Source organism: uncultured Marivita sp. (assembly GCF_947488135.1).
In the GTDB taxonomy this organism is placed as follows: Bacteria; Pseudomonadota; Alphaproteobacteria; order Rhodobacterales; family Rhodobacteraceae; genus Marivita.
Window position 1 is genome coordinate 456,583 of the sequence record NZ_CANKYW010000001.1, and the last position, 22,173, is coordinate 478,755.

Genomic DNA, 22,173 nt, shown 5'->3' on the forward strand with positions numbered 1-22,173 from the left:
CGGTGCGACGCGCCGGGGCAAGCGGATCAGCTGTCGTCTTCGGGAAGGGCTGCGATGCAGGCGGCGGCACCACGTTCGGCGGCGCGTTGCAGGCTTGGTAGATCGCGGGCCAACTGCGCATCGCGCCGTTGCAGCGTTTCGCGGTCGATGGGAACGCGGCGGGTCACGGGATAGGTTTCGCGGTCCCAACAGGGCACCCAGCCGCCCTTATGGGTCTTGCAGCGGGTAAACACGCGGCGGGTCTGGTATTCGGTGACGTAATCGAACCCGCGTGACAGTGATTTCGCGATCTCTGACCGCTCCTTGAGGGCCGCGCGATAGGGCGCTGCCGCATCGTTGATGCAGCGATCCTGCGGCGTCGCGCAGGCGGCAAGAAGCAAAAGGATCGGGATCAGGCGCAGCATCTTTCAACGCTAGCCGAAGCGCATCAACCGGGCAATGGGATTGATCGACGCGTGCCAAGGGGCGTCACGCAAGCGTTTGAAATCAAGGGCTTGATCAGCGGGATTCAGGAGTTGTTAATCTTTGTCCCCATGGGGACAAAGACAAATTGGTCCGCCGGGCAGGCGCGGAAGGCCGCGACCGCAGGGGCTGCACCGTCAAGCGATACCGAAACCTCGAGATCATCCAGCACAGCCACCGCGCGGCTGTTGAATTCGAGTCCGTTCAGAACATTGCCAAAGCCACGGTCCCGCACCGTCAACGTCTCCGGGGAGACATCGCCGACGACATGACGGTCGGTGGAAATCACTTGCCCGCTTGGGCCTTCGAAACGAAGCGAAAACACTGGCGCATCGGGCCAGCCTCCGTCCCGTTCAAGATGGATCGCGTATTCCTCGATCATTGGGTCATACGTGACCGTAACCGTCATGTCCTGTCCCCGGTGGGACAAGGTGCAGATCGGGTCGGGTGTGAACTGCCATGCCATCGCGGGGAGACCGGCACAGGCAAAGACAAAGGCAAGGGCAATCCGGTTCATGCAGGTGAGGTAGCGTACGTTTCGTACGGTTCCAACGTACGGTTGCCGACATTCATACGACAGGGGGTGAAAAACGCGGGAGACTGATTAGCTCTAGGGCAATCAAACCCGAGGAGAGCCCCATGAAATGCCCCATCGACGGAACCGCCCTTGTCATCACCGATCGCTCGGGGGTCGAGATTGACTATTGCCCGCAATGCCGAGGCGTTTGGCTGGATCGCGGGGAACTGGACAAGATCATCGAACGCAGCGCCGCCTTCGCGGCACCGCCCCCGCCGCCGCCCTCCCAGCCAGAACCGCAGCGCGGATACGAGGAGGGTTCGTATCGGGACGACGACCGGTATCGCGGGGATCAGGGCTACCGCAGGAAAAAGAAGCGCGGCGGGTTTCTCGAAGATCTCTTCGACTTCTGAGACCGGGTCGGTTAGGTCGGGCAGGCTTGTCCGACCTTGGGAGACCGTCATGCGGATATGGATCGCGATTGTCAGCCTGCTGGCCCTGACCGCCTGCGGAGTGCCGTTTGTGCCGTTTATCTAGGGGGTGACACAGACAGGGACGGGTCGTTTGGTATAAACGCCACTAGTCTGTTCACCGGGCCTTTACGAGTCTGGGTCATTGTCGGCCCATGTCCCGATACCGCCGCCTGCGCGTTCCCGGCGCAACCTATTTCTTTACCGTGACCTTGGAACAGCGTGGCTCGGCCATGTTGACGGCGGAGATTGCCGCTCTGCGCTCCGCCTATGCCGCGACAGTGGCGGAAATGCCGGTGCTTTCGGACGCTTTCGTCGTTCTGCCGGACCATCTGTACGCAGTCTGGACCCTGCCAGACGGAGACAGCGATTTCCCCGAGCGGTGGCGCAAGATCAAACATCGGTTCACGCGGGCGGTGAACAACAAGGTGGGCAGACATGCCCACCCTACGCGATCGGCCAGCAAGCTGCGCAAACGCGAGGCGGGTTTGTGGCAGCGGCGATACTGGGAACACTTGATCCGGGACGATGCCGATTACAGGGCGCATGTCGCTTATTGCTGGGGCAATCCTGTGAAACACGGTCTCGTGTCACGTGCGGTGGAGTGGCCGTATTCGTCGATCCATCGGGATATTCGTCTTGGCCGGGTCGATCCCGAATGGTGCGGGCGCTTCGCCGAAGGTCAATTCGGCGAACCTTCGTAGGGTGGGCAAGTCTTGCCCACCATGGTCGACTGGATCGCGATTGTGAGTACGTTTCCCCTGACCGCCTGCCTGTGCCTTTCGTGCCGTTCATCTGAACACCTGTCAGCCAAGCACGCGCTGGTTGTCCACTCACGCGGATCGGTGGAGCACCAGATGAGCATCGGAGGATCGGTCTGCCCCTGCGACAAGCAGCGGGTCAATGACCAAGGACGCGCAACCGTTCCTGCATCCATTCGATTTCGACCGTTTGCGCCGCGATAACGGCTTCCGCCAATTTGCGAACTTCCGGGTCGGTACCGTGTTCGAGCACAATCCGGGCCATGTCGACGGCGCCTTGATGATGCGGGATCATGCCCAACAAGAAATCCACATCGGCGTTGCCGGTATAGGTGATGGCCATGTCCCGATGCATGACATCGTTCGCTTCCATGAAGGCTTGTGTCGAGGCGGGCAGACTTTGATCCACTGCCACGCCATGCCCGGAATGCGCCGTCGCGCCTGTTTCCGTGGCGTGACCCGGATGGACCGAGGCGAAAAGCAATCCGATCAAGGCAAAAGAGTATAGGCGGCGGGCCATGGAGGTGACTCCCTCAAGGAATGTTATGCGTCAAGATCGCACTTTCCAGTGACCGAAAGGCAAGCGACGTTTGAGTGATCAAACGCACAACTGCGTGAACGGTGACGCCGAAGGATTACCGCTTCTTCCGCCGCTGCACATTGCCTCCGCGTTGTCCCGGTCTGCCTGCCGTGCTGCGCCCCGACGCCTTCACCGCGGCGTCCGCTGCCGCCTCAACCGCGGATTGGCGGGCAAGGGGATCGTCGGCGATGGCCAGATCGACCGCCTCCAGGCGCTTGACCTCGTCCCGCAGACGCGCGGCTTCCTCGAATTCGAGGTTTTCGGCCGCCTTGCGCATGTCCGCGCGCAGACCGTCCAGAACGGCTTGCAAATTGGCCCCGGCCAGCGGTTTGTCCACCTTGGCGGTGACGCGGTTAATGTCCACGTCGCCTTTGTAGAGACCTTGCAGGATGTCATCGACGTTCTTCTTGATCGTCGCGGGCGTTATCCCGTGTTCCTCGTTATAGGCGATCTGCTTGGCGCGGCGGCGGTCGGTTTCGGCGAGCGCGCGTTCCATCGACCCGGTGATCCGGTCGGCATACATGATGACCCGACCGTCGGCGTTGCGCGCGGCGCGTCCGATGGTCTGGATCAGTGAGGTTTCCGAGCGCAGGAAGCCTTCCTTATCCGCATCCAGAATGGCGACCAGCCCGCATTCGGGAATATCCAGACCCTCGCGCAGAAGATTGATGCCGATCAGCACATCGAACGCCCCCAGACGCAGATCGCGCAGGATTTCGATCCGTTCGATGGTGTCGATGTCCGAGTGCATGTAGCGCACGCGGATGCCCTGTTCGTGCATGTATTCAGTCAGGTCTTCGGCCATGCGCTTGGTCAGCGTCGTGACCAGCGTGCGGTAGCCATCGGCGGCGACCTTGCGCACCTCGTCCAGAAGGTCGTCGACCTGCATCTCCACGGGTCGAATCTCGACCATCGGATCGAGAAGACCTGTGGGACGGATCACCTGTTCGGTGAAGACACCGCCCGTTTGTTCGATCTCCCACTTGGCGGGGGTGGCGGACACGAACACCGATTGCGGGCGCATGGCGTCCCATTCCTCGAACTTGAGGGGACGGTTGTCCATGCACGACGGCAGGCGGAAGCCGTGTTCGGCCAGCGTGAACTTGCGCCGGTAGTCGCCTTTGTACATGCCGCCGATCTGCGGCACGCTGACATGGCTTTCGTCGGCAAAGACGATGGCGTGGTCGGGGATGAATTCGAACAGGGTGGGGGGCGGTTCTCCCGGCGCGCGGCCGGTGAGGTAGCGGGAATAATTCTCGATCCCGTTGCAGACGCCTGTGGCCTCGAGCATTTCCAGATCGAAATTGGTGCGCTGTTCCAGCCGCTGCGCTTCGAGCAATTTACCTTCGGCGACCAGTTGATCGAGCCGGATGCGCAGCTCTTTCTTGATGCCGATCATCGCCTGCTGCATCGTCGGTTTCGGCGTGACGTAGTGGCTGTTGGCGTAGATACGGATGCGTTCGAATGTGTCGGTCTTTTCGCCGGTCAGCGGGTCGAATTCCGTGATGCTTTCCAACTCATCGCCGAAGAAGGACAGCTTCCAGGCGCGGTCTTCGAGGTGCGCCGGGAAGATCTCGAGGCTGTCGCCGCGCACGCGGAACGACCCGCGCTGAAACGCCTGATCGTTGCGGCGGTATTGCTGGGCCACCAGGTCGGCCATGACCTTGCGCTGGTCATAGCTTTTGCCGACATGCAGATCCTGCGTCATCGCGCCGTAGGTTTCGACCGAGCCGATACCGTAGATGCAGGACACCGAGGCAACGATGATCACGTCGTCACGTTCCAGAAGCGCCCGGGTGGCCGAGTGGCGCATCCGGTCGATCTGTTCGTTGATCTGCGATTCCTTCTCGATGTAGGTGTCGGATCGCGGAACGTAGGCTTCGGGTTGGTAATAGTCGTAGTAGCTGACGAAATACTCGACCGCGTTGTCCGGGAAGAACCCTTTGAATTCGCCGTAAAGCTGCGCCGCGAGCGTCTTGTTGGGTGCGAGGATGATCGCGGGGCGCTGGGTTTCCTCGATCACCTTGGCCATCGTGAAGGTCTTGCCGGTGCCAGTCGCGCCCAGAAGCACCTGGTCGCGTTCGCCGTTCAGCACACCTGCGGACAGTTCCTTGATCGCCGTCGGCTGGTCGCCCGCCGGTTCGAATTCGGTGTTCATGCGGAACCGGATGCCACCCTCGAGCTTTTCGCGAGCACGGACATCGGGGGCCGGGGCGTGGAGGATCGGGATATCGGACATGGGTCACCGGGTGGATTCGACTGGGTGGCCAAAGACGTGCGGCCACGCGGGAGAAAGTCAAAATGGGGGGGCGGAGCCCGAATTGCAACCTAAGTCGTAGATGGCTTGAAACCGCAGGTTTTCAAAGCGTTTGGCGGGATGCGTCAGGGGGTGGTCCGGCCCAAAGTGACGCACACGGCTTTTTTTCTTTTAAAGTTGTATGAAATCTGTACCTTTTTCCTGCAAGCAGTTGGTAACACCTGTTTCGGGCGGCACTCACCCACCCCTCGCTCCCCGCCGTTCGGAGGCCGTTGATACCCTGCTTGCACCGATCTCCCGTTTGCCTGCGACACTTTCCATGTGCCGAACCGCTTGCGCGCGAGGCCAATTTTGACCATATCTGCCTCACAGACAGATCAGGTGAGAGCCATGCGCGCCCGAATTTACCAGCCATCGAGAACCGCCATGTCGTCCGGCACGGCCAAGACCCATCACTGGATCCTGGAATTCGCTCCCGAAAGCCCGCGCGAGATTGATCCGTTGATGGGCTGGACCTCGTCCTCGGACACCCAAAGCCAAGTCCGGCTCAAGTTCGACACGCTGGATGCCGCCAAGGCCTATGCCAAGGAACACGGCATCGAGGTGATTGAGTTCAGCCCGCACAAGCGCAAGCCGAATATCCGGCCGCGCGGCTATGCCGAGAATTTCGCAGTGGATCGCAGAGGCGCCTGGACCCATTGAACGGGTCGTTTCGCATTGACCCTGTCGTTGCCCTGACCTGGGACGTGGCCGATCTGGTCAATCGACATTTCGAAATGATGCGGTCGCAATCACCGGCCGAAAGCTGCCACGTGATGAGCGCCGATGACCTGTTCGCCGCCGGTGCGCATGTCTACGCCCTGCGGGACGGGGACACGATGCTGGGCATCGCGGCGCTGAAGCCGCTGGACGACACCCATGGTGAACTGAAATCCATGCACACCAAGGCCGAATCCCGTGGTCTCGGGGTGGCCTCGGCGCTGGTGATGCACATTCTATCCGAAGCGCGGAACCTTGGCATGACGCAGATCAGCCTCGAAACAGGATCGGAAGCGCCCTTCGCGCCGGCCCGTCGGCTGTACGAACGGCACGGCTTCACCTATTGCGCGCCATTCGGCGATTACGTCGAAGACCCGCTCAGCGTTTTCATGACCCGGTCAGTCTGACGCCGGGCCATCGGCTTCGGCCCGTCGCACGAATGCGCCGCACGCGATCCGGTCGCCAGCATCGCCGGAGGGTTGCGACGTGTAGTCGTCCTGACCGGAGTGGACGATGATCGCTGCGCCGTCCTCGTCGAAAATCATGTTCTCGATTTCGAGCCGGTTGTTGAAATGCTCGACATTTGCGGTGCCGTCGCTGTGTACGATGAGATTGGGCAGATCGCCGGGATGCGGTCCGTCTTCGGTCATCACACCATGCGCGGCATCACCTGCCAGATGGCCCCCCGCCGACGAGAAATCGTCAGCCGAACAATCGCCCGTTTCGTGGATGTGAAGGCCATGCCCGCCTTCGGGCAGATCGGTCAGGGCGACGATCACACGCACGTAACCCGAGGCGGTGTCGCGCAGATAGACCGAGCCGACACTTTCGCCGTCGCGGTTCTGAACCTCGGCTGCAGCGATGTCCTGAGCATGAAGCGGCGTCGCGGCTACCGCGGACAAGGAAAGTGCAAAGAGCGCATGTTTCATGGGATATCTCCTCTGATTAATTGAGAGAGTGAAACGCTGCACTCGGTGTGCCGTTCCGATTTACCCCTTTGACGAACCGACCGGTCTGTCGTAACCGATTTCCCGTGCGGTCCCTTAGCTCAACTGGATAGAGCAGCTGACTTCTAATCAGCAGGTTGAGGGTTCGAGTCCTTCAGGGATCGCCAGTTTCCGCTTTTCGAATTTCAGCGCCAAGAACATGCGCTCGCGCAGGCGCAGCTTCGGCTTTCAGGGAACTCGGCTCTTGTCAGACGGTTGGAATACCAGAGAAGCCTGTTCTGACGCCCGGAAGCCGAATGTCATTTATTTTGCCAGCATTCACGAAATTTGCACGGCGTTTCGTGACGCGAGGTGTGTGCGCGCTTGGGATGCTGTTGAGCCTACTGCTTCTTGTTGCACACGCGCAGGAGGCTCCTTCCGAATGGTATCCGGCGGATGAAATCAACGCAGGATTGCCCGATGTTCAATCCGGGCGGCTTGATCGAAGCTCACCCCGGCAGACGCTTCGCGGCTTCCTCCAAGCGACTGACGCCGGCGATTTCGGTCTGGCGGCGCACTATCTGTACCTGTCAGAGATCGACCCGGCAAACCAAAGCGACCTCGGCAAAGACGCGGCCCGTCACCTTTCTTCCGTGATCGCGCGGCAGGTCTGGATCGACTGGAGCGATCTTCCGGCGCGACCGGATGCGATGATTGAAGGAACGGCAGGATCGGATCCGCGCGAAGGTCAGCCGCGCCTCAATTTGCGCATCGCGTCTTTCGAGACAGCCAAAGCCGCCTACGACATTCGTCTGGCCCGCTACAAACCAGAGGATCAACCTGCCATCTGGCTTTTTACGCCGCAAACGGTGGACAACGCGAATGCGCTATACGAATTGTACGGCCCACGGCCTTACGAACGCTGGATTCCCGAGGCGCTGAAGCGCGAATTCGCGGGTTTGTGGTTATGGGAGTGGATCACGCTCCCGATTTTTGCATCTGCCCTGTTATTCATGGGGTGGTTGGCCCGCAAGGGCGCTTTGCGTCTTGCGGAGAAAACCGACCGCCATTGGCTCAGCAAGGGACTGGAGCGCAGCGGCTTGCCTCTTGCCATTCTCATCATGGCGGGGACGGCGCAACTTTTTCTAAGCCACGTTTTGTCGTTCTCCGGCCCTGTGCAGGCATTTTTGCGACCGGCGCTTATCATACTGATGGTCTGGGGCGTTGGCATGACGGCCTTGCGCGTTGTCGATGCTGTCCTCCAACGCATCACGGTTCGTTACGTCGGTGAGATCGACGACAAACGCGGCGTTGACGAGCGCGAGCTTTATACGTCGATCTATGCCTTGCGCCGATTGATCGTACTCTTGATGATCGGCATCGCGGTGTCGATCGTGCTGGCGCAGATGAATTTGTTCGAAAGTGTGGGCCTTACGCTTTTGGCGTCCGCCGGTGTTCTCACCGTTGTTTTCGGCATCGCGGGCCAAGCGGTGTTGGGCAACATCCTCGCATCGTTGCAAATCGCGTTCGCAAAGCCGGTAAGGATCGGCGACTCGGTTCTGTTCGAAGGCGATTGGGCCTATGTCGAAGCGGTGTTCTATACGTTCTTGCGATTGCGAACCTGGGACCATCGGCGGATCGTGGTGCCTGTGACCTATTTCGTGTCCAAGCCATTCGAGAATTGGTCGGTCGCCGAGGCACGGATGATGAAGGTTATCTCACTTCGTCTCGATCCTTGCGCGGATGTCGATGAATTGCGTGCGCGGTTCGAAGACATGGTCGGGGATGACCCGGACATCTCGGAATCGGACAGCGCTATCACTCGCACGACGGATCAATCCGCCGACGGGTTGGAGGTGAGCTTCTACGCGATGATGGACGACCCCTCGACCGGATGGACCGTGCAATGCCGATTGCGAGAGCAGTTGATGGCTTTCATCAAGAACGACCGCCCGACCTGGCTTCCGAGGGAGCGGGTGCAGGAGGTTACGCCGGGACGCGACCGCGAGTCGACCGGACTTACGGCGTCGTCGCTCACGCCGAACGGGTGATGCAGGGCGTCTTCCGCGAGATGCCGCAAGCTTCGTGGACCCAATCCGAGAAAGGCAATTTTTTTGGGAACCAAGCAGCGCCTTATCTGCGTTTTCCCTAGGTAAGTCGAATTTCTTGCCAAGGTGATCCATGTCACACGAGCCCTTTCGTCCATCCCGCCGAGCATTGTTGCAACTGATAGGCCTGACCGCAGGGTCGAGCGCCATGATGAGCGCGATGACCAGTCTTGGTCACGCCCAACAAAGTCCCTATCGCGGTCCGCCCGACCTTAACGGCGCACCCGAAGGAACAAGCGTCGTCGTGTTGGGCGCGGGTCTTGCCGGGATGTGCGCTGCGATGGAACTGCGGAACGCGGGCTATTCGGTCCAGATACTCGAATATCAGGACCGGGCAGGCGGACGCTGCTGGACCCTCAAGGGCGGAGACACCATCGAGGAATTGGGCGGCTATTCACAAAACGTCGAATTCTCCGATGGGCAGTACATCAATATCGGACCCTGGCGAATCCCGCATCACCACTTGGCGTTGCTGGATTACTGCCACCGATTGAACGTACCGCTTGAGGTATTCGTTCAGGAAAACCAAAACGCCTATCTTCACTCCACCCAGCATTTTGGCGGCAAGCCTGTCCGTTACGGTCATGCCTGGGCGGATTACGTCGGCGGGATCACCGAACTGCTGGCCAAAGCCGCCGACAAGGGGGCGCTGGAGCAAGCTGTCAGTGTCGAGGATACGGAAATCCTTTTGGAGTCGCTCAAATCCTTCGGCATCTTGGACAAAAATTATCGTTATACCGCCAGTCTCGATACCGCTGAGTATCGTGGCTACCCCGACGCGGGTGCGCCCGGCGGAGGATTGTGGGACGCCGCGCCTGAACCGTCAGAGCCGATTGCCCTCAACGAGCTTCTGCAATCGCGCTTCTGGCAATACATGCGCAACCACACCACCTACCGTCACCATGCGCCGATGTTCCAGCCGGTCGGAGGGATGGAGGAAATCGCGCATGCCTTTGAGCGCGAGGTCGGCGATCTGATCACGCACAACGCCCGCGTCACGCGCGTGGTGCAGGGCGAAGACGGTGTGACCGTGGATTATGAACCTGCGCGCGACGGTGGTGAGGGCGGCCAGGTTACGGCGGATTACTGTATCTGCACGATTCCGTTCACGGTGCTGAGCCAGCTTGACATCGACGTGTCGCCCGAGATGCGTCGCGTCATGCGTCAGTTGCACTATCACGAGGCCGTCAAGGCAGGGCTGGAAATGAAGCGGCGGTTCTGGGAGCGGGACGAGCAGATTTACGGCGGCATTACTCTCACCGATCTGCCGATCGCGGAAATCGGCTATCCGGCAAACGAAATGCATTCCGACGGTCCCGGGGTGCTGCTCGGGGCCTATGTCTATGGCCCACAAGCCTATGTCTACAATTCCATGTCGCCGCAGGAACGGCTTGAGTCGGTCTTGTCGCAAGGCGAGCAGATCCATCCGCAATACCGGGACGAGTTCTCAAGCGGTGTCGTTTTGAGTTGGCACCGCGTGCCGTGGATGCTCGGCTGCTACAGCAATTGGGACGATCGCGGGCGCGATTACGAGATCGCGGCAACGATGGATCAGCGCTTTGTTTGCGCGGGCGAGCACATCTCCTACCTGCCGGGATGGCAGGAGGGGTCCCTGCTATCGGCGCTGGATGCGGTCCGCCAGGTGCATGAACGCGCGACCAGTCAGTAACTGTCGGAAAGGATCAAGAGCATGAAACATGCAACATCTTTCGCCGTGGTGCTTCTGTTGTCAGGGGGCGCGGTTTTGGCGCAGAACGACGGAAACGAGGCTCAACAGGGTGGGCATGATCTTGGCGCAACAACCGAGAGCTTCACCGACACGGATGGAGCCACATTGTACCGACGGGCCTGTTCGGGGTGCCACGGTCCAGATGGCGGGGGTGCCTATGGCGCAGCGGCGTACCCGGCATTGGCAGGCAACGCGCGCATGGGGTCTGCACGCTATCCCATCAACCTGATGATCGAAGGTAACGGAGCGATGCCGTCATTTGCCGACTGGCTGAACGACGACCAGATCGCGGCCGTTGCGAATTTCTTGCGGAGCAATCTTGGCAATGATTACGAGGGTGAGGTCACTGCGGACGAGGTGGCGCAAATGCGCGAGGAATTTGCCGACCTGGATGGGGGCTGAGATAATGGCGGTCCGTTCTTCCAAGCGGTTTGGCTTGATTGTGGCCACGGCTGTGGCGTGCAGTGCCCCAATCTCCGTATTCTCGCAGGAGTCGCATTCGGTCGCGAGCCTTGACCCCAGGATTACCCCAGAGACCTTTTCCGAGGACCGTATCGCGACCGGACGCGACATTGCCAAGGGCGGCTCGCAAGCAGGTGGGGTGGGCATGAAGTGCATGGCGTGCCATGGGCTTCAGGGCGCAGGTGGTGGCGACATTCCACGCTTGGCGGCGTTGCCCTATGACTATCTCGTATCGCAGCTTCAATCCTATCTCGATGGTGGTCGGGTGAGCGCCGTGATGGCTCCGATTTCGGCGCAACTGACGGCGTCGGAAGCGCAGGCCGTACTGGCCTATTACGCGGATCTGCCCGCGCCCGACATCGATCCGCCGTCCGATCTGGACTGGCAGCTTGCCAAGGCCGGTGAGGTGCTGGCCTATGCCGGGCGCCGGTCTGCGAGCGGGACTGAAGTGACGGCCTGTGTGATGTGCCACAACGCGGCGGGTGATCTCGACGAAGTTCCGATTGCGCCCCCGCTGGAGGGGCAGCCTACCGGATATATCGAGGCCCAGCTCACTGCGTGGAAAACCGGTCAGCGCAGGGGCGATCCGCTTGGCACGATGGCGCGGATTGCAGAAGCGATGACCGATGAAGAAATTTCCGCCGTTGCCGCGTTCTATGCCAGTCGCAACCCGGCCGAAGTTGCAGACTAAGCGTCATCTACACGCTATCGCATCCCTTGGCTTGTGACGGTGATCGGTAAGGTCTGACCGTCATTCGCAAAGGAAATCATCACCTCATTGGCGGTCTCTAGCGTTGGAAACACCCGGAACGCCGCGCTGCCGCCGGTGTCGGTGAAGAGCGTGACGAACGACCCGTCTATGAACAGGTCGAATTCGCGGGTCTCGGACGGCAAATCGGCCCAGAGAATATCCGACCGGCTGTGCGGCGTCAGAGACGACTTCGAGAAATCGAGCGACAGACGCTGATCGTCGGGATACCAGGTGAGGATCGTCGCTTCCTCAAGGTCCGGGGTGGCACGAAGGGCGATGCGGATGGGCACTGTGCTATTGGCATCGAGCGTCAGTGTGACCCGACCGTGGTCGAGGCCCGACGCGACGCTTTGCCAGTCCGGACCAAGCATCGCCTGATCTTGCTGCGGGTCAGTGAAGAGCGAGCCGATATCGGGCATCGGGCGGTGACACAGCCGTTCGCGGCTTTCGCACAGGGACACGATCCGGGGCAGGCCGAAGCCGTGAATCCACCCCGCCTCCAACCGCTCTTCTCCGGTGCGGTTTTCCTCGGGCACGACACCGGTGGCGACATGCGAGCTGTCGTCGTAGCGGGCGAAGGTGTGGGCCAGATGGGTGCGGTACAGGTCCAGGAGCTGCGGTTTGGGGTCTTGCGGCGCGAAACGGGTGCCGTCCCAGTCGCCAAGCCAGTATTGCGTCCGTGCCGGTGTGCCGGGCTGCACCGTGGTCACGAAAAGCGCCCAGAGATCGCCGACCGGGAAAAGCTTGGGCACTTCCCAATAGACGCCGAACCGCTCGATAGAGCCTGTGTCGAGCGGCCCGGTAAAGCGCCAGTCGATCAGGTCGTCGGACCGGAAAGTGAGGATCTCCGGGCGGGTGCGGTCGGCGGTGCCGGAGCCGATGAGCATCAGCCAGCCATCCTCCTGCCGGATCAGGAACGGATCGCGCATGTCCTGATAGCCGGGGGGTGTCTTGGCGATCACCGGGTTGCGCGGGCTTTTCTGCAAGCCGGCCCCGTCATCCTGCGCCAGACCGACCCCGGCCCATTGGCCGTTGACGCCGGTATAGACCGACGTGACCGTGCCACCTGGTGCTTCGAACGTGTCGCCGACCCAGACGCCCTGGCTGTCGAAGCCCGGCGTCGGCCAAAGCGCCTGCGGGCGGGGTTCCCAGGTGATCATATCGGTGCTGACAAGATGCCCCCATTGCATGAGGTCCCACCACGGTCCGTTCGGATTGGCCTGATAGTAAAGATGCCATTCATCGCCGCTCTTGAAGAACGCATGCGGCTCGTTGGTCCACCCGGCAGGCGGGATCGGGTGGTATTCGGGGCGATTGGGGTCTCCCTCGAACCGGGAGGCGACGATGGAGAGATCAGGCTCGGAAAAGGGCAGGGGCCCGTCGTCGGTCGGTGCGCCGATCCGGATGTCGTCCATAAGTCCATTGAAATGCCCGGTCGGATAGGTCCCATCGACGAGGGCAGCATCGGGGTTGTTGCCGATGCGCAGTTCTGTGCCAAGTGTGGTGTCACCCGGCAGATCGTGGTTCCGCCGCGCCACGGTGTCGCCGTTCAGGATCAGGCGCAATTCGTCGGTGTCGACCACCAATTCGACCCTGTTCCAATCGAACAGCGTCACCGGTGTGTCGGACAGGAGCGAGATTTCCACGCCCTCAGGCGTTTCGAGATGTGCGATCGGATAGCCCCAGCGGTTCATGCCCAGCCGCAGGTTCGTGTCCCCCGTCAGACGCACCAGACCGGCAGTGTTCGGCGCGTGCGAGCGTGGCGCGATCAGCGTCGAGATGGAGACCGGCAGGGAAGGGGCGGCGATGGTCCCCAGCACCTCTGTCGAATAGCCGTCGAAATCGAAGGCCTGACCGCTGGCGCCGGGTTTCATCTCGACCGGGTGGTAGGGCGACACCACGCGTCGGTCGCTCAGGCCGGTGTCGGCGTCGAAATCGATCACCACCTCCGCCCCGGCGGGCGCGGCCAGCGCCAGACAGGCGAGAACCGCCGCGTGGCGCATCACCGGGACCCAGAGAGCGCCGTGTCGGGCGCGGCGAGCAAAGTCGATTGGCCTTCTTTCATTCCGATCTGCACCAGCGGGGCAGGGGCACCGATGAACTCTTTCTCGCTGTCGGGATCGTCGGCGAACCCGTAGGGCGTGTTGACATAGCTCATCACCTTGCCATCCGGCAGCACGAGATAGGAATAGGTCTGGTTCGGCGCGGCGGGCGGGTTGCCCAGCACCAGCCCAGTGCCGTTCATCGCGGTATAGGTGCCGCGAATGTCGCCATCGGCGTTGTAGAACCCGTAAAGCCCTTCCGGCCCGTTCAGGCCGTCGGCAAAGGTGAAACTGTGGGTCGAGAAGAACACATAAAGCCCGTCGTCGCGCACAACGACATGCGGCCGTTCAAGCTGGGACGACACGCCGGGCGCGGCGATGATCGGGCGTTGCAGGGTCCATTCCCCGTCGATCTTCTCGGCCAGTCCGACAACGCCGTTGAACGGGTCGGGCATGCCCGCGGCGTTGGCGGTGAAAAGGATGTATTCGCGGCCCGTTTCGTCATCGAGCCAGTAATGCGGATCGCGCATGCCGTAGATGACATTGCCGGGGATATAGGCGGCCTCGGTCACGTAAATCTCGCCATCGGCCTCGAGGATCATCTCGTGCTCACCGAAATCCGAGAAGGACACGCCGGTATCGCCGGCCGATACGGAGGCGGTGACCATCGCCATGCGCTGTTCGGTGTTAGGACGGCCCGCGCCGGGGTGGCTGTTGCTCATGGCGCGCGGCGGATCGTCGGCCTCGAGGCTTTCGGCATTCAGCGCCCCGACGGCGGTGTAGTAGAAGGTGATCTCGTTGCTGTCGGGATCAAAGATCGTCGAGCCCGCCCATTGCCGCGATCCCAGCGCCTCGGTCCGTTCAAAGGCCACGCCGCCGGGAATCCAGTTGCCGTCGCGGGTGTACCAGTAGCGCCAGGTCGAGCGGGTGTAGAACGGGTAGTCGGAACCCGCGTCGGTTTCGCTCGACAGGCCCACCATGAGAACCCAGTCATCGATCACCGCAACCGCCCCGTCCGGCGTGCGCACGGGCCATGCGTCCCAGACGTAGACGCCTTCTTCGAAGGGTTCCGTGTCGGGCAAAAGATAGGGGAAGGTGTTGCTGTCGTTGAGCTGGATGCCCCGCGCGGCCGATGGCGACCAGCCCGACACGTAGGTGCCCTTGAAGCGGAAAGCGTCGGGCGTCTGCTTGGCCTCGGGAATGTCGATAGTAGAGAAATCCGCGGTGCCAGCGGCGGATCCGACCTGACTGCCATCACTTACGGCGGAGGGCGGCGAGATGTCGGTGGACTGGGACGACGCATCACTTCCGGGCGAGGCAGTCACCGTCGTTCCGGCAATACAAATGCAGAAGGCGAGCAGCGCGCTGTGAGGCGAAGTCATGGCAGCAATCCTTATGACGTGATTGCAAACTCAACGCGGCCTCACGGGATTTTGTTCCGGTCGTGCCGGGCAGCCCCATCTGGTCAAGGCGCGTTGGCCGACAGGACGATCATCGTCACATGGGCGTCAGAGACCCCGCCTGTCTGATCGCTGCCATCAACTCACCTTCGTTGACGGGCTTGGTGAGGCGCTGCATGGAGGTCAGTTGTTCCGGCACATCGACCACGCTGGGCGAGTAACCGGACAAGAAGACAATCGGAACACCCATCTCATGCAGCTTGATCGCCACGGAAAAGCTGGTTTCCTCCCGACCCAGGTTCACGTCGAGCAACGCGATGTCCGGTGTGTCGTTTTCAAGAACGGTTTGCGCCTCTGCAACGGATTGGCAAGGCCCCAAGACCTTGTATCCCTGCGCTTCCAAGGTCATTTCCATGTCCATTGCGATGATTGCTTCGTCTTCGAGTAAAAGAACCTTTTGCGCGTTCATTTCTCCCCCCGTAGGTGAAAGCGTGCCGAAAAAGTTAACCCCTCGGGACCAAAATGGTTCCGTACTTCGGCCTTCAAGTCCCGGGCCAGAACCTTTTCGAAGACAACGCTGCCGAAGCCTTGCCTGTCTGGGCTCGTTTCGATTTTGGGGCCATCGATTTCGGACCAGGTGAGGAGAATCTCACTTTCGTCGTCCGAAATTTGGGACATTTCGGTTTCGATGACGACCTTTCCGTTCGGCACGGACAAGGAGCCGTACTTGGCCGCGTTTGTGGCAAGCTCGTGCAGAGTCATCCCGAGTGACAGCGCTTCGGACGCACCAAGTTCAAGGTCCGGGCCATGACGGATCAACCTTCTGTTGTTTTTCGACGAGTAGGGGGCCAGTTCCGCCTCAATCATATCGTTGAGGGATACGCCGGCCCACCTGACGCTGGTGAGCAGATTGTGCGTGCGGGCGATCGCCTGAAGGCGCTGGGTCAGACGTTTTTGATAATCGGCCGCGGAATCGTCATCCCGCAGCAATAGCTTTGAAATTGCACTGATGGTCGCAAGGGTGTTCTTGACGCGGTGTTCCAGTTCGCCAAGCAGAAGCTTCTGCTGCTCGGCCTGTTCCGACAGTTTTCGGGTAAGGCGGCGTTCATCGGTGACGTCGCGCACGCATGCCCCAACGGCGAAAACCTCGGCCCCGTCGTCAACCGGATAGTAGTCGACCAGGTATTCTCTCAAACCTGCCCCGGGGGTTGCGACTTGCACTTCGAGGTGGTTGATCGACTTCCCTGTTTCGAACACCTGGTTCAAGTATTTTATGATTTGAGCATCGGGCTCGTCGAAGACTTCATAAATCGTTTTTCCAAGGTGGTCTTCGACCGAAAAACCATTGATCTTCGCCAATGCCTCGTTGATGCGGATGTATCTCAGGTCGCGGTCCTGCAAACACAGACCGACCGGGGTCGTGTCATATAGTTTTTCCAGTTCGGCGAATTGTTCCGCCAGTTCTTGCTGATTGCGCTGGAGAGTTTCCTCGAATTTTTTTCGTTTGGTGATGTCGACGAAGGAGAGGACATAGCCGTCGATCACATTCTCGGTCGTGCGGTACGGCTTGATCCGTAGGAGGAAGGTTTCCCCCGAGGCTTTGACATGCACCTCGCGCTCTAGCCCTTGCAGGCTTTCGTCTACCTCGGCCGCGTCTTCGGCGAGTCCAGGATAATCCATCTTCGAGGACAGGTCCGAGATCGGTCGCCCTATATCGCGGCGGCGAATGCCGAAAAGCCGCGTGGTGGCCGGGGTGAAATTGCGTACGCAGAAATTGCGGTCGAGGAAAAGAACCGCAACATCGGTACTTTCGAAGAGGTTTTTCAGATCGCTGTTGGCGCGCGTCAGCAGCCGATTATTTTCCTGAAGCTCGGAGTTGACGGTTTCCAGCTCCTCGTTGATCGACTGCAATTCCTCTCGCGATGTTTCCAGTTCCTCGTTCGAGCTTTGCAGCTCTTCGTTCATCGAAAGCAATTCTTCGTTGGTGCTCTTGAGCTCCTGGCTCGATGTTTCTGATTCCTGAAGGATCGCGGAAAGTTGCCGCCGAAGATTGAAGTTTTCACTTTCCAGCATGTCCTGATCCGCGTTCTCGCGCCGTTGGACCGCGACACCAAGAGACCCCGCTTCGATGCTGCGGACGCGGTTCAGCGACAGAAGGAACAGTGACTCGTCTCGTTGCGTCGGACCAAGTTGGATATCGACAAAGGCGGCGGGGCCTTCATCGTCGATCATCACATCCTGCACGCTGACCATCTCGCCGCTGTCGCGCGCCTGTTTGAGCGCATTGCGCACCGGAAGGCGCAATTCGCGGCGCAGAAACGTGTCGATATTGCTCGATGGCACACCTGCGTTCGGCTGTACGAATTCGGTCATGCGTTCCGAAAGATAGGCGATCTCGCCGCTGCCGGTGATCAGAGCATAAGGCGCGGCGAACCGTTTAAGGTATTCACGTTCGGCGAGAGTTTCCCGCGCGATCTCGCTATGGGCGGCGGGCGCAACCTGTGTTTCGGTGATGCGGGTACGACGCCCGAGAGCTTGCAGGCGTGGCAAGGGATCGTTCAAGGCCGAATATTTGGTCGAGGCGCTGGCGTTCTTGGCGAATATCTTGTTGGTTCGGTCGACGACCGTGAATAATTCCCAATCGTCGCCGACCCCTTCCGAAGGTCCCAGCACAAGGTGGCCTTCTTCACGCAAGGCAAAGTGCATGCGAGGGATCACACGATCCTGAAGCTCTGACGAGAGATAGATCAGGAGGTTGCGGCAGGAAATGAGATCGAGCCGCGAGAAGGGTGGATCCTGCGCCAGATTGTGCGGCGCGAAAACACAGCATTCGCGCAAGGCTGGACTGGCCCGGTATTGACCGTTCTCGATCGAGAAGAACTTTTCCAGCTGGGTTTCACTCAGAGCTTCTACCGCTGAGGGAGAGAACACCCCGTAGCGCGCTGAGGTGAGGGCCGGAACGTCAATATCCGTTCCGAACACCTGCAATGTCTTGTGCTCTTTTTGCGCTTCCATTTCCTCGAGAAAAAGAATGGCGAGCGTGTAGGCCTCTTCTCCGGTCGAACAGCCGGGCACCCAAATCCGGACATGCGTCTGGTTTCGCTGCAACAAGGGGCGCACGACCTGTTTGCGAACAGCATTCCAGACTTCGGGATCGCGGAAAAACCGCGTGACCCCGATCAGGAATTCCTGCGCGAGAAGCTCGGCCTGGGCGTCATCCTCTTGCAGCTTTTCCATGAACTGGTCGACTGTCTGTGTCCGCAACAGCGCCATGCGTCGTTCTATTCGACGCACAAGGGTTCCGGGTTTGTATTCGGAAAAGTCGTTTCCCGACACTTCGGCAAGACGCTTCGCGATTCCGGGCAAATGGCGCTTTACCGCATCACGCAATTCTTCTTGCGTCTTGTCATCCATCTGTTCGCGGCGGTGATTGATGATGTCTTGCAGACGTCCCGCGATCCGCGACACGGGCAGGATGAAATCCACCAGCCCGGTCGCAACCGCGCTGTCGGGCATGCCGGGAAACCGTGCTCCGGTGCTTTCCTGAACAAGGGCGAACCCGCCTGCAGCCTTGATCGTTTTCAATCCCTCCGAACCGTCGGTGCCGGTTCCGGACAAGACGACACAATAGGCATCGCGCTTTTTGACTTGTGCCAGCGAGTTGAAGAAGATGTCGATCGGGCGAAACGCGCCTCGGTCCTTTCCGCGCTCGGACAACTTGAAATGATCGTCGGTCAATTCGAGCGTCGCGCCCGGGGGGACGATGTACACGTGATCCGGACGAGCCGCTTCGCCATCCTTGATTTGAGTGACCGGCACCGGCGACTCCGGCTGGAGGAGTTGATGCATGATCGACTCCTGATCGGCGGCCAGATGCTGTACGATAACGTAGCACGCCCCAAGGTCAGGCGGGATCGTCGCGACGAACGCCTTGAGGGCTTCCAACCCGCCGGCGGACGCACCGATACCGATTATCGGTGTACCGAATTGAACAGACCCATCACTCATACGAATAGCCCAAAGAAAGCGTACCAGAGACGCAAACGCGATCTGGCATTTCCGAATGGCAACCGTTGCATGTCAAGAATATCTGACACATTCGCGCCTGGGAGTCTAGTTGATCGCTGCCGCGCGGCGCAACCGTGAGGAGAAGATGGGCTGGATTCCCGGTTTGGTGGCCGTTCTGGTGCCGTAGCGTAATCCGATCAGTTTTTTTCGCTAAAAAAATAGGCGGTTTTGCGGCTCGTGGCGGCAAGACCGCCACGAGGTGCTTGCGCGGTCCAAGACCTGCGGTGCGCTGTATCCTTGGGCAAAAAGTCTTGGACCCGGACGGAAATTCTGGACTGTCTCTAGAACAATTGCATGATGCCCCAGACAAGCACGAAGATCAGGATCAACCCGGGGACGAGATATCGTTTGGGAATTTGGAACTCGGCTATGCGAGGGCCGACAATCTGCGCCAATACGGCAAGGCCGAAATAACGTACACCGCGGGACAGGGCGATGGCCGAAAGGAAGACGACAAAATTGCCTTTTATCGCCCCGGCACCCAAGGTCGCGAACTGCATCGGAGCGGGTGAGAAAGAAACCAGGAAAACCGTCCAGAACAGGCCATTGCCATCCAGCTTTTGGCTCATGTCGGTGAATCCCTGTTCCAGCCCGAGCGCCTCGAGCGCCGGTCGTACCACCGGTTCGGCCAGCCACGCGCCGGCAAGGTAGAACGTGATCGCACCGAGCAGACACCCAATCCAGATTGCCGTGGCGATTTTCAGAGACTGTTTCGGGTGCCCGACCATCAATGGGGCCACCACCGTCTCAAGGGGTATTGGAACCACTGTGCTTTCGGCAAAGGACATTGTAGCCAATCCGGTGCGATGTCGTGCAAGCCTGCCCAACACATCGTCTTTCGATTTTTTGAGTTCCGTCGTCACGGCAAAGCTCCAGTATTCTAAAAAATATCTTCAGACTCGAAACGCGGGAGAACTGCTTTCAGTTCATACATCTCAAGATCGACGCGAATGTTTAGCTCGCGACCATTCCGTTACGGCGCATGACAACTTGGGTTGCGCCCCCTCTTGAGAACGGCTGCTCCTGCTCATGGAACCCGTATTATGCCAGAGCGTTTACAGGCATGGCCCCAAGCGACAAAAACCAGACCGATCGCCCCACCGACACGCGGACGCAAGAAGAGGAAGCGCACGTCAAAGATGCGTCTCGCCTCTCGGCGCGGCTTATCTACGAGGTGATCCGTCGCGATGGCGAGGAAGAATTGGAGCGCCCGACGGCCTCGCTGATCTGGTCCGGGCTTGCCGCGGGCATCCTCATCAGCCTGTCTGTCATCGGCGAAGCGACTCTCCGGACGTACCTGCCGGAGACGCGCAGTGCGTTTCTGGTCGAGAACCTTGGGTATTCGCTTGGGTTTCTTGTCGTGATCCTTGGCCGGATGCAGCTTTTCACCGAAAACACGATCACAACCGTTCTTCCGGTGATGAAGCGAAAATCGCTGTCCTGTTTTCTTTCGATGCTGCGCTTATGGGCAGTTGTTCTTGTGGCCAATATCGTAGGTGCGTTCATAGCGGCGTATTTCATGACGGTATCGGGAGTTTTCTCCGCAGAGATGCAAAACTCGCTGATGAACTTGTCCCAACACGCGGTCGGAATGGGCGCGGCACAAAGCCTTCTGCGAGGTATCCCGGCGGGAGTTCTGGTGGCGTCGATCGTATGGATGATGGCGTCGTCGCATAGCGATGGATTCTTTATCATCCTGGCGTTCACCTGGATGATCGCAGCTGGTGACTTCACGCACATCATCGCGGGTTCGGTCGAGATGGCCTATCTCATCTGGCTCGGAGAGTTGGGAGCCGCGCCCGCACTGATCGATTTTTTCCTGCCGGTTCTTGTCGGCAATGTCGTAGGCGGAACAGTCATCTTCACGATGCTGGCGTGGGGGCAGGTGAAAAACGAAGTGGCCCACGGAGCCGAAGCAAACAAAGACCGTTAAATCCAACGAGGCACCGACCGGTGGACTGGCCGCGCTGGATGCTAAGGTCAGAAACGCGGTCCAGTAATCCGTAAAATGCCTTGGCTTACGTGGCCAAAGCGCCGACAGAGCCGCCGTCAACACGGTAATTTGCCCCGACAACGAAGCTCGCCTGCGCCGAGCAGAGAAACGCAATGGCTGCGGCCACTTCCTCTGGCTTTCCGCGCCGTTTGAGTTCGAGGTAAGGGCGTTCCTCGTCAAGGAAGCTTTCGACGGCCTCGTCGCGGGTCACGCCCTGCTGGTCGGCGCGCTTGTCCATCATGCCATCGGTCATCGGAGTTTCAATGAAGGCCGGGGACACAGCATTGACCAATACGCCGTTCCGGGCGGTGACACGCGACAGACCCTTCGCAAAGTTGAGCAAGCCCGCCTTGGCGACGTTATAGACCGCTTCCTCGGGGTAGGGCTGCACTGCGTTTTCACTGGTGATAACCACTGCGCGCCCCCAGCCTTTGCGTTCCATCGGTGGGATGAACTTGCGCATGGTGCGTACGACGGACATGAAATCGGTGTCCCACGCGTGTTGCCAGTCGGAGTCGTTCAGTTCAAGAGGATGACCTTTCGCCCCTGTAACCCCGGCGGCGCAGACAAGAATATCGGGCATCTGGAAACGCTCTTCGACCGAAGCGGCCAGTCCGTCAACCTGGCGCGGATCGGTGAGGTCGGCTTGCAAGGCATTGACGCCGTCTCCGAGATCGGCGGCGGCCTTGGAGACATCATCGCCCTTGAGGTCCACGAGGATTACCTTGACGCCTTCGGCTTGCAGCGCCTTGGCTGTCGCGCGGCCGATCCCCGACGCTCCACCTGTGATGAGGGCGGTTTTCCCTTCGATTCCGAAATCCATGGTGCTTCCTTCATATCTGAGATGTTGGGTTGTCCTCTCGAAAACGTTTCAGAGAAAACCGTGGT

General features: G+C 60.0%; 20 protein-coding genes and 1 tRNA gene. 10 read left to right on the forward strand and 11 right to left on the reverse strand.

Translation table 11 applies throughout. The annotated features are described in order from the left end of the window. Positions 1-26 precede the first annotated feature (26 nt). A complete protein-coding gene (locus Q1B16_RS02230; RefSeq protein ID WP_299784488.1) occupies positions 27-404 on the reverse strand; it encodes an excinuclease ABC subunit B in 378 nt (125 codons plus the stop codon). A gap of 104 nt (positions 405-508) precedes the next feature. Next, positions 509-979: a hypothetical protein gene (locus Q1B16_RS02235; protein WP_299784490.1), complete on the reverse strand. Its 471-nt coding sequence runs from the start codon at positions 977-979 to the stop codon at positions 509-511. Between the two features lie 122 nt (positions 980-1,101). Here Q1B16_RS02235 and Q1B16_RS02240 point away from each other — a divergent pair, with 122 nt between their 5' ends. Then, on the forward strand, positions 1,102-1,392 hold the full coding sequence (locus Q1B16_RS02240) for a zf-TFIIB domain-containing protein (RefSeq protein ID WP_299784492.1): 291 nt from the start codon (positions 1,102-1,104) through the stop codon (positions 1,390-1,392). Positions 1,393-1,604: 212 nt separating this feature from the next. After that, on the forward strand, positions 1,605-2,153 hold the full coding sequence (locus tag Q1B16_RS02245) for a transposase (protein ID WP_299784494.1): 549 nt from the start codon (positions 1,605-1,607) through the stop codon (positions 2,151-2,153). A gap of 196 nt (positions 2,154-2,349) precedes the next feature. On the opposite strand, the gene Q1B16_RS02250 is transcribed toward Q1B16_RS02245, so the two are convergent. Together Q1B16_RS02250 and uvrB are read right to left on the reverse strand one after the other, a co-directional pair. Next, positions 2,350-2,730, reverse strand: a complete 381-nt coding sequence (locus Q1B16_RS02250; RefSeq protein WP_299784496.1) for a DUF305 domain-containing protein — start codon at positions 2,728-2,730, stop codon at positions 2,350-2,352. 115 nt (positions 2,731-2,845) lie between these two features. Then, positions 2,846-5,029, reverse strand: a complete 2,184-nt coding sequence (gene uvrB, locus Q1B16_RS02255) for an excinuclease ABC subunit UvrB (RefSeq protein ID WP_299784498.1) — start codon at positions 5,027-5,029, stop codon at positions 2,846-2,848. A gap of 408 nt (positions 5,030-5,437) precedes the next feature. On the opposite strand from uvrB, the gene Q1B16_RS02260 reads away from it, so the two are divergent. Both Q1B16_RS02260 and Q1B16_RS02265 read left to right on the forward strand, forming a co-directional pair. Beyond that, the gene (locus tag Q1B16_RS02260; protein WP_299784500.1) at positions 5,438-5,749 is read left to right on the forward strand and encodes an ETC complex I subunit; all 312 of its coding nucleotides are present in this window, start codon (positions 5,438-5,440) and stop codon (positions 5,747-5,749) included. Continuing rightward, positions 5,746-6,213, forward strand: a complete 468-nt coding sequence (locus tag Q1B16_RS02265) for a GNAT family N-acetyltransferase (protein WP_299784502.1) — start codon at positions 5,746-5,748, stop codon at positions 6,211-6,213. The genes Q1B16_RS02260 and Q1B16_RS02265 overlap by 4 nt, the downstream gene beginning before the upstream one ends. Here Q1B16_RS02265 and Q1B16_RS02270 read toward each other — a convergent pair. Continuing rightward, a complete protein-coding gene (locus tag Q1B16_RS02270; protein ID WP_299784504.1) occupies positions 6,205-6,735 on the reverse strand; it encodes a superoxide dismutase family protein in 531 nt (176 codons plus the stop codon). The two genes, Q1B16_RS02265 and Q1B16_RS02270, sit on opposite strands and share 9 nt — an antisense overlap. Before the next feature lie 108 nt (positions 6,736-6,843). Here Q1B16_RS02270 and Q1B16_RS02275 point away from each other — a divergent pair. From Q1B16_RS02275 to Q1B16_RS02295, 5 genes are all read left to right on the forward strand, one after another. Further along, positions 6,844-6,920 (forward strand) — tRNA-Arg (locus Q1B16_RS02275). A 207-nt stretch (positions 6,921-7,127) separates the two neighbouring features. Then, positions 7,128-8,783, forward strand: coding sequence for a mechanosensitive ion channel domain-containing protein (locus Q1B16_RS02280; protein WP_299784506.1), 1,656 nt, complete (start codon positions 7,128-7,130; stop codon positions 8,781-8,783). A gap of 217 nt (positions 8,784-9,000) precedes the next feature. Further along, a complete protein-coding gene (locus Q1B16_RS02285; protein ID WP_366140126.1) occupies positions 9,001-10,509 on the forward strand; it encodes a flavin monoamine oxidase family protein in 1,509 nt (502 codons plus the stop codon). A 21-nt stretch (positions 10,510-10,530) separates the two neighbouring features. After that, positions 10,531-10,971 carry a cytochrome c gene (locus Q1B16_RS02290; protein ID WP_299784508.1) on the forward strand — a complete coding sequence of 147 codons (441 nt, stop codon included), beginning with the start codon at positions 10,531-10,533 and terminating at the stop codon, positions 10,969-10,971. A gap of 4 nt (positions 10,972-10,975) precedes the next feature. Next, a complete protein-coding gene (locus tag Q1B16_RS02295; RefSeq protein ID WP_299784510.1) occupies positions 10,976-11,722 on the forward strand; it encodes a c-type cytochrome in 747 nt (248 codons plus the stop codon). A gap of 14 nt (positions 11,723-11,736) precedes the next feature. Here Q1B16_RS02295 and Q1B16_RS02300 read toward each other — a convergent pair whose 3' ends face one another. The 5 genes from Q1B16_RS02300 to Q1B16_RS02320 all read right to left on the reverse strand — a co-directional run bounded on the left by Q1B16_RS02300 (position 11,737) and on the right by Q1B16_RS02320 (position 20,155). After that, on the reverse strand, positions 11,737-13,785 hold the full coding sequence (locus Q1B16_RS02300) for a GH32 C-terminal domain-containing protein (RefSeq protein ID WP_299784512.1): 2,049 nt from the start codon (positions 13,783-13,785) through the stop codon (positions 11,737-11,739). After that, on the reverse strand, positions 13,785-15,206 hold the full coding sequence (locus tag Q1B16_RS02305; protein WP_299784514.1) for a glycoside hydrolase family 68 protein: 1,422 nt from the start codon (positions 15,204-15,206) through the stop codon (positions 13,785-13,787). Before Q1B16_RS02305 ends, Q1B16_RS02300 begins: the two co-directional genes overlap by 1 nt. 115 nt (positions 15,207-15,321) lie before the next feature. Next, positions 15,322-15,693 (reverse strand): response regulator, encoded by a 372-nt coding sequence (locus Q1B16_RS02310; RefSeq protein ID WP_299784516.1) that lies wholly within the window; start codon positions 15,691-15,693, stop codon positions 15,322-15,324. Beyond that, positions 15,690-19,232 (reverse strand): chemotaxis protein CheB, encoded by a 3,543-nt coding sequence (locus Q1B16_RS02315; RefSeq protein ID WP_299784518.1) that lies wholly within the window; start codon positions 19,230-19,232, stop codon positions 15,690-15,692. Before Q1B16_RS02315 ends, Q1B16_RS02310 begins: the two co-directional genes overlap by 4 nt. A gap of 341 nt (positions 19,233-19,573) precedes the next feature. Further along, positions 19,574-20,155, reverse strand: coding sequence for a VTT domain-containing protein (locus Q1B16_RS02320; RefSeq protein WP_299784520.1), 582 nt, complete (start codon positions 20,153-20,155; stop codon positions 19,574-19,576). 200 nt (positions 20,156-20,355) lie between these two features. Here Q1B16_RS02320 and Q1B16_RS02325 point away from each other — a divergent pair, with 200 nt between their 5' ends. Continuing rightward, positions 20,356-21,225, forward strand: a complete 870-nt coding sequence (locus Q1B16_RS02325) for a formate/nitrite transporter family protein (RefSeq protein ID WP_299784522.1) — start codon at positions 20,356-20,358, stop codon at positions 21,223-21,225. A gap of 85 nt (positions 21,226-21,310) precedes the next feature. Here the strand turns inward: Q1B16_RS02325 and Q1B16_RS02330 are convergent, their stop codons facing one another. Then, complete coding sequence (locus Q1B16_RS02330) at positions 21,311-22,108, reverse strand: SDR family oxidoreductase (RefSeq protein ID WP_299784524.1); 798 nt, start codon at positions 22,106-22,108, stop codon at positions 21,311-21,313. Positions 22,109-22,173 lie beyond the last annotated feature (65 nt).

Coding starts and splice junctions, on each gene's coding strand:
- Q1B16_RS02230 (WP_299784488.1), bottom strand. CDS start 404: ATGCTGCGCCTGATCCCGATCCTTTTGCTTCTTGCCGCCTGCGCGACG.
- Q1B16_RS02235 (WP_299784490.1), bottom strand. CDS start 979: ATGAACCGGATTGCCCTTGCCTTTGTCTTTGCCTGTGCCGGTCTCCCC.
- Q1B16_RS02240 (WP_299784492.1), top strand. CDS start 1,102: ATGAAATGCCCCATCGACGGAACCGCCCTTGTCATCACCGATCGCTCG.
- Q1B16_RS02245 (WP_299784494.1), top strand. CDS start 1,605: ATGTCCCGATACCGCCGCCTGCGCGTTCCCGGCGCAACCTATTTCTTT.
- Q1B16_RS02250 (WP_299784496.1), bottom strand. CDS start 2,730: ATGGCCCGCCGCCTATACTCTTTTGCCTTGATCGGATTGCTTTTCGCC.
- uvrB (WP_299784498.1), bottom strand. CDS start 5,029: ATGTCCGATATCCCGATCCTCCACGCCCCGGCCCCCGATGTCCGTGCT.
- Q1B16_RS02260 (WP_299784500.1), top strand. CDS start 5,438: ATGCGCGCCCGAATTTACCAGCCATCGAGAACCGCCATGTCGTCCGGC.
- Q1B16_RS02270 (WP_299784504.1), bottom strand. CDS start 6,735: ATGAAACATGCGCTCTTTGCACTTTCCTTGTCCGCGGTAGCCGCGACG.
- Q1B16_RS02285 (WP_366140126.1), top strand. CDS start 9,001: ATGACCAGTCTTGGTCACGCCCAACAAAGTCCCTATCGCGGTCCGCCC.
- Q1B16_RS02290 (WP_299784508.1), top strand. CDS start 10,531: ATGAAACATGCAACATCTTTCGCCGTGGTGCTTCTGTTGTCAGGGGGC.
- Q1B16_RS02295 (WP_299784510.1), top strand. CDS start 10,976: ATGGCGGTCCGTTCTTCCAAGCGGTTTGGCTTGATTGTGGCCACGGCT.
- Q1B16_RS02300 (WP_299784512.1), bottom strand. CDS start 13,785: ATGCGCCACGCGGCGGTTCTCGCCTGTCTGGCGCTGGCCGCGCCCGCC.
- Q1B16_RS02305 (WP_299784514.1), bottom strand. CDS start 15,206: ATGACTTCGCCTCACAGCGCGCTGCTCGCCTTCTGCATTTGTATTGCC.
- Q1B16_RS02310 (WP_299784516.1), bottom strand. CDS start 15,693: ATGAACGCGCAAAAGGTTCTTTTACTCGAAGACGAAGCAATCATCGCA.
- Q1B16_RS02315 (WP_299784518.1), bottom strand. CDS start 19,232: ATGAGTGATGGGTCTGTTCAATTCGGTACACCGATAATCGGTATCGGT.
- Q1B16_RS02325 (WP_299784522.1), top strand. CDS start 20,356: ATGGCCCCAAGCGACAAAAACCAGACCGATCGCCCCACCGACACGCGG.
- Q1B16_RS02330 (WP_299784524.1), bottom strand. CDS start 22,108: ATGGATTTCGGAATCGAAGGGAAAACCGCCCTCATCACAGGTGGAGCG.